5 protein-coding genes are annotated in these 5,949 nt (G+C 62.7%); 2 read left to right on the top strand and 3 right to left on the bottom strand.

Features of this window, described 5'->3' with window-relative positions; genetic code table 11:
* Nucleotides 1–579, top strand: a 579-nt coding sequence (locus tag WBV42_RS10620) for a diphthine--ammonia ligase (RefSeq protein WP_423985997.1), incomplete at its 5' end; no start/stop codon positions are given.
* Nucleotides 580–768: 189 nt separating this feature from the next.
* On the opposite strand, the gene WBV42_RS10615 is transcribed toward WBV42_RS10620, so the two are convergent.
* Both WBV42_RS10615 and WBV42_RS10610 read right to left on the bottom strand, forming a co-directional pair.
* Entirely contained in the window at nucleotides 769–1,743 is a 975-nt protein-coding gene (locus WBV42_RS10615; RefSeq protein ID WP_423985996.1) for a sugar phosphate nucleotidyltransferase, read from the bottom strand.
* A 91-nt stretch (nucleotides 1,744–1,834) separates the two neighbouring features.
* Entirely contained in the window at nucleotides 1,835–3,817 is a 1,983-nt protein-coding gene (locus WBV42_RS10610; RefSeq protein ID WP_423985995.1) for a bacterio-opsin activator domain-containing protein, read from the bottom strand.
* Nucleotides 3,818–3,945: 128 nt separating this feature from the next.
* Between WBV42_RS10610 and WBV42_RS10605 the strand changes: the two genes are divergently transcribed.
* On the top strand, nucleotides 3,946–4,242 hold the full coding sequence (locus WBV42_RS10605) for a transcriptional regulator (RefSeq protein ID WP_066143163.1): 297 nt from the start codon (nucleotides 3,946–3,948) through the stop codon (nucleotides 4,240–4,242).
* Nucleotides 4,243–4,299: 57 nt separating this feature from the next.
* Here the strand turns inward: WBV42_RS10605 and WBV42_RS10600 are convergent, their stop codons facing one another.
* On the bottom strand, nucleotides 4,300–5,775 hold the full coding sequence (locus WBV42_RS10600; protein ID WP_423985994.1) for a PHB depolymerase family esterase: 1,476 nt from the start codon (nucleotides 5,773–5,775) through the stop codon (nucleotides 4,300–4,302).
* Nucleotides 5,776–5,949 lie beyond the last annotated feature (174 nt).

Here is a 5,949-nt window from a genome sequence, read left to right as displayed (position 1 = left end):
ATGTATCACGTTCCGGCGACGGAACTCACGGCACTCGCCGCCGAGAGCATCGGCATCCCACTCGTGAACGTCGAAGGCGATTTCGACGCCGAATCGGTCGAAGACGCGGGCAAGCAGGGCGACAAGGAGACAAAAGTCATGGAAGTCGCGCTCCGCGATCTCGACATTGACCTCGCGGGTGTAACGGCAGGTGCAGTCGAAAGCGAGTTCCAGACCCACCGGATTCAGGACCTCTGTGACGACCTCGGTATCGACCTGTTCGCACCCCTCTGGCAGCAGGACCCGCGCGAACTCGCGGACGCCATGCTTGACGCCGGTTTCGAGATCAAAATCGTTCAAGTCGCGGCCTACGGCTTGGACGAATCGTGGCTCGGCCGAACGCTCGACGCCGACGCGCTGGACGAGTTGGAGGAACTCAACGAGGAGTACGGCGTCCACATTCTCGGCGAGGGCGGGGAATTCGAGACGCTCGTGACGGACGCACCGCACATGGACCGCCCCATCGAACTGGAGTACGAAACCGAATGGGACGGGGACCGCGGACGGTTGCGGATTACGGACGCAGAGTTGAGTGAGTAATCGCGGTTTGCGGTGCGGTTGGCGGTTATGGGTTTTTGCAGTCGTTGCGGAGGGCGGTTGCGGGGCGGAGTCGCGGTAAGCAACTGTTCCGCGAACGAAGTGAGCGGCGTTTTTTAGTGCAGGTTTTTTGCGCGAGTGGTGCCCGCAGCGCCGGAGGCGCGAGGACACCCGAGCGTAAAAAAAGTGCGTTTACTCGTCCCGTTGATTCGTGATCTGGGTGTGTGCACCGATGAGTGCGCCAGCCAGGTCCATGTTTTCGACGTAGGTGCCTTCGTCTATGATGGTGTCACGCACGTCACAGCCCTGAATCGTGGCATCGGGGAAGATGATGGCGTTTTCGAGGTTGGCATCGGTCAGTTCCGCGCCGTCCATCACGTGGACGTTGTGGCCGATGTCGGCGTTGTCGAGGGTGGCGCTGTCGGCGACATAGGACTCCCCGTCGAGGAACCACGCGACAGCTTCGAGGTAGCTTTCCGGGGTTCCGATGTCGAACCACGCTTCCTCGAAGACGTAGGCGTAAACGGGGTTGCGCGACTGCAACCATTGGAGGAACCACCCGGGTTCGTCGGGGTTGTTCCCGTCGGTGAGGTACTGTTCGAGAAGCGGGAGGGTTTCGGCGGTGAAGGCATAGCAAGCGATCGAGACCAGTGTGGAGTGTGGGTCTTCGGGTTTCTCCTGAAAGTCCACGACGCGGTCGCCGTCGAGTTCGACCAACCCGTAGGCCTTCGCGAGTTCCTTGCTGCCAACGTCGTAGGCGGCGAGGCAGGACTCTCCCTTGTTCTCGAAGAAGTTCACGAAGTCGCCGACGTCGAAGCTGATGAGGTTGTCTCCGGCGATGACGACGAGGTCGTCGTCCACCTCCTCGCGCTCGACGAGTTGGGCGAGAGCGCCGACGACGCCGAACTTCTCGTCCTCCTCGGACGTGTCTTCGACGCTCAGCTGTGGTTTTTCGAATTCGCTCTCCGCGAGATGCTCGCGGAAGTCGTCGGCGAATCGTTCGTTCGTGCTCACGTAGACGGTGTCGACACGCTCGTCGGCTTCGAGATCGGCGAAGATGCGGTCGATGACCGTTGTTTCACCGATCGGCAGAAACATCTTCGGTCGCTGTTTCGTAATCGGCCACAGACGTGTCGCATATCCACCGGCGAGGACGACGGCTTTCATGGTTTGACCGTCACTCCGACCCCCTAAGTCCTTTTTCATACCTCAGCCGTTGGATACAATAGGGTCGTCCCCGTCGTGAACGGAGTCCTCGTCACGGCTCGTCGGTGTTCCGTTCGTCGAACAGCGAGGCGAGCAGTTGGTGTTGTGCCTTCCGAAGATGGTAGTGGAGCGTGGCGGAGGCGATATCGAGCGCGCCAGCGACCTCTTCGGCGGTGCTTCCGCGCGGCCAATCGTAGTACCCCGCGAAGTACGCGGTTCGGAGCGCCGTCTCCTGTCTGTCGGTCAGACGGTCGGTCAGCGAGCGGCGGAACTCCTGTGCGGTTTGAATCGGGCGGTCGATGGTTCGTTTGCCGACCAGTTCCGCCATCGGATACGCCGCCTGAAACGTATCGACGACCTTGCGAACGTCCGTCTCGTGCGGAATTTCGGCGACGATGGAGACTTCGCCACCGTTTGCGGTCGCGGATTGGACGGCGGCACCGGCCTCGACCAACCGCTTGACCGTCGATTCGGTCATCCGAACCTCGATGACTAGTCCGTCGTCGTCCGTGTCGATGAGTCGGCACTCGCCGACGTGTTCGTCCTCGGAGAGCATGGTTTCGAGACGGTCCGCGGGCGCATCCTCGGCACGAACGTAGTGCAGCAGCTCCCCGTCGGAGGCCGGGACCAATCCCATGAGGTGACACGTACAGTTGAGATGACGGGAGGCAGCCATGACCGCGTCGCGGGAGCCGGTCACGTGGAATTCGAGTTCGACGGTGCTGTCCGACAGCAGGATCTGCTTGTTCTTCGCGGCGTTGATGGCGAAGCCGATGGTGTCCCCGAGGATTTCGAGGGCGGCCTGTGCTCGGTCGCCGAGCACGCCGCTCCGCGTCGAGACGAGCGACAGCGACCCGTACATCGTGTTGCCGTACGAGATGGGAATCGAAATCCCCGATTCGATATCGCGGTCAAGCGCTTCCCCGCGTATCTCTTCGGGAAGCATGTCCGTCTCCCGGACGTCCTGAATCACCTGCAGTTCGTCGCTACGCATCGCCTCGCTCGCGGGGTCGTTGCCGAGCCTGTCGCCGTAGTCGACGAGTATGTCGAGATAGCCCTCGATTCCACCGGCGCGGGTTCGGGGCGTCACACCCCCGCGGCTGACCTCGCTCTCGTCCGTCCACGCGAGTTCGTACAGCCCGGATTCGACCAAGCGTTCACATACCATCTGTTCGATGTCGTCGCGGGTCGCCGCGTGCACGAGGTCGCGGATGACCTCCTGTATCACCCAGTGGATTCGGTTCAGCGTCTCCAGTTCCTCGTGCTGATGGGCCAGCGTTTGCTCGCGTTGCCGTCGCTCGGTGATATCACGAGCAACCCAGACGACGACGTCCCGGCCGCCGATCTGTTGGCCAAGCGGCGTCGAGCGCGCCTCGAACCATCGTTGTCCGCTTTCCACGGCGAGCGGATATTCCATCGTTTCGACCTGCCCGCTCTCCAGCGTCCGATGGATGTGGCGTAAAAAACTGTCCGCGATGTCGTCCGAAAAGACGTCGTGTAACCGTCGGCCGACGAGGTCCGGCGGCGCTGTCGCGGCGAGGGCCTCCGAGTTAGGGCCGACGAGCAGTTCGCAGTATTTTCCCGTCTCGTCCAGAAGAAAGGCGACGTCCGGGAACGCGCTCATGAGCGTCTTGATGTGGGTATCGCTGTGGCCGCCGATCCGATCGTAAATCGCGTCAACGATCCGTTGCCGTAACTCCTCCGTCCCATCGAGCGCGCTCAGTGGAACGTAATCGCTCACTCCGAGACTGATCGCCTCGCTGGCGATTCGCTCGTTTCCGTTGTCGGTCAGTAGGACGAACGGGAGGTTCGGATGGTCGTCGCGTATCGAATCGAGGAGCTCGACTCCTGTCGAATCGGGCAAGAGGTGGTTACTGACGACGCAGTCGATGGCGTCGCTGTCGAGACGGGAGAGACAGTCCGCTGCGGACGAGACGGAGTGAACCGTCAGGTTCTCGTGGTCCCGATCGAGTCGCCGTGCGATGTCGGTTTCGTGCTCGACGAACAGGACCGTATGGCTCCTCGTCGTTCTCATCTCGAATGAGTCTCCTCCGACCGTGTGCTCCCCCATCGCAAATTATCTCATGCACCCGGGCGGGAAAACAGTTTATGTTGTCAGTTTCATCGCGGTAGTAATTTGAACCAGCGTGACCAACGGCTGGTATGCGCGACGACGAGACGACGCGCGAGCAAATCGCGGCGTTTCTCCGAACCGAACCGGCCTCGCCGAGTACCCTCGCAGGGGAGTTCGAAATCACGGCGGGCGCGGCAGTTCGCCACGTCGAACACATCGCTCGCTCCGTCGAATCGAACGACGAGCAACTGCTCGTCGCCCCGCCCGAATGCCGGGACTGTGGCTTCGACCGGTTCGACAACCCTGCAAACCGCCCCTCCCGGTGTCCCGAATGTAAGAGCGAAGCCATCGACGAACCCACGTTCGTGATCCGAGAGACCGAATGACGGGGCGGCTTCGGCCGAGAGATGAAATAATGGGGTGGCTTCGATTTCGGAAACGGCTCAGCACGAACTGACGGCTTCGTAGTAGCCTTCTGAGGTTTCCTTCAGCGTGCTCGTGTAGGCCGGGAAGCCGAGGTAGTCGTCGGAGCCGACGGCGTAGTAGGCACCGGTCGAGGTGTCCTGATAGGCACGCCCCGCGTCCGCGTGTTCGTAGTTGTAAGCCGTGCCGCAGTACCCCGAGAAACCGGACCCGACCGAGAGCGTCACAGAGTCGGTTGCCGTCGCGCCGCCGTCGTCGGTGACGGTGACGCTGGCCGTGTACTGCCCCGACGACCCGTAACTGTGGGTGACGGTCGCGCCGGTTGCGCTTGACCCGTCGCCGAAGTCCCAGTCGTAGCTCGCAATAGAGCCATCCGAATCGCTGGACCCGCTGGCGTCGAAGGTGACGGTTTCGTCGACGTCCGGCGAACTCGGACTGGCGCTGACGGTCGCGGTGGGTGCGGAGTTGTCGCTGCCGCCGTCTCCACCATCGCCGCCACCGCCACCGCCCGACCCATCGCGCGGGTGGTCCGCGAAGAAGTTCCAGATGATTTGGCTCGCGTCCGGTCCGCCGGGGGCGGTGTAGGAACCACCCTGCGCGCCGCCGGACCACGCGTGTCCCATGCTGTCGATCATCCACTTCTCGACGATGGTGTCGCCGTTCCCGTCGTGGTACTCGGAGACGGTGTAGCTCAGGCTACTGGCCTGTCCGTCTCGCGTCGCGTCGGCGGTGTAGTCGATATCGTCGTCGTCGGCTCCGTCCGATGCGAGGTCGTTGGTCTGGGTGGCCTGCTCGGCGGCCTGATTCCCGTTCTTCGGGTAAACGGTGTAGTCGCTCGTGCCGTGGAAGACGATGGTCGGAATCGTGTCGGTGACGCCGTTCGACTGCATCGCCTGATACGCCGCCGTCCCCTGCGTCTGCGGGTCCGGGCCGCCCTGCGTCATGGCCATCGTCGCGTCGGTCACGCCATCGGCCGCGCCGTACTCCAGCCCCGAGTGAACCGCCCCCGCGGCGTACAGGTCGGGATAGGCGGCGAGCAGGTTCGGCACCATTCCCGCCCCGGCGGAGAATCCGGCGAGGAAGACCCGGTCTTCGTCAACCGTGTTCGTCGCCATCACGTCCTGTGCCATCCCGGCGATGAGCGCAGCCTCGCCGTTGCCTCGCGTCGTGTTCGAGTCCTCGAACCAGTTCCAACACTCGTTGGCGTTCGCGCTCGTCGTCTGGTCGGGATAGATGGCGATGAACGTCTCGCTCTCGGCGACGTCGTTCATCTTCGTCTCGTTCTTGAACTGGTCGGGACTCTGGGTACAGCCGTGAAGCATGACGACGAGCGGGATCGGCGACCCGTCCGCCCCCGTCGGAACGTACTTCTTGTAGGTTCGGCTGTTGTACGTTTCCGAGGTGTACGCGCCCGCTGCCGCGCTGCTCGCCCCCGCGATCAGCGTGCTCGCACCGACCGTCGCGCCGACGGACTTCAGGAGCGTGCGTCGTTTCATCCGCATGGTCATCGACCCCTCGTAAATCCGGAGACGAACTCCCAGATGATTCGACTGGCGTCCGGCCCGCTGGGTGCGGTGAACTCCCCGTCAGCGACTCCACCGGACCACGCGTGATCCATGCCCTCGACTTGCCAGTGTTCGACGAGCGAGTTACCGTTCTCGTCGTGATAC

It is taken from the genome of Haladaptatus sp. (genome assembly GCF_049589095.1).
Lineage (GTDB): Archaea > Halobacteriota > Halobacteria > Halobacteriales > Haladaptataceae > Haladaptatus.
Note: the sequence above shows the minus strand (reverse complement) of the source record. Positions and strands in the feature narration are given on the sequence as shown.

Excerpts from the sequence above, each read along its gene's own strand:
- WBV42_RS10615 (WP_423985996.1), bottom strand. The coding sequence starts at position 1,743 with ATGAAAGCCGTCGTCCTCGCCGGTGGATATGCGACACGTCTGTGGCCG.
- WBV42_RS10610 (WP_423985995.1), bottom strand. The coding sequence starts at position 3,817 with ATGAGAACGACGAGGAGCCATACGGTCCTGTTCGTCGAGCACGAAACC.
- WBV42_RS10605 (WP_066143163.1), top strand. The coding sequence starts at position 3,946 with ATGCGCGACGACGAGACGACGCGCGAGCAAATCGCGGCGTTTCTCCGA.
- WBV42_RS10600 (WP_423985994.1), bottom strand. The coding sequence starts at position 5,775 with ATGAAACGACGCACGCTCCTGAAGTCCGTCGGCGCGACGGTCGGTGCG.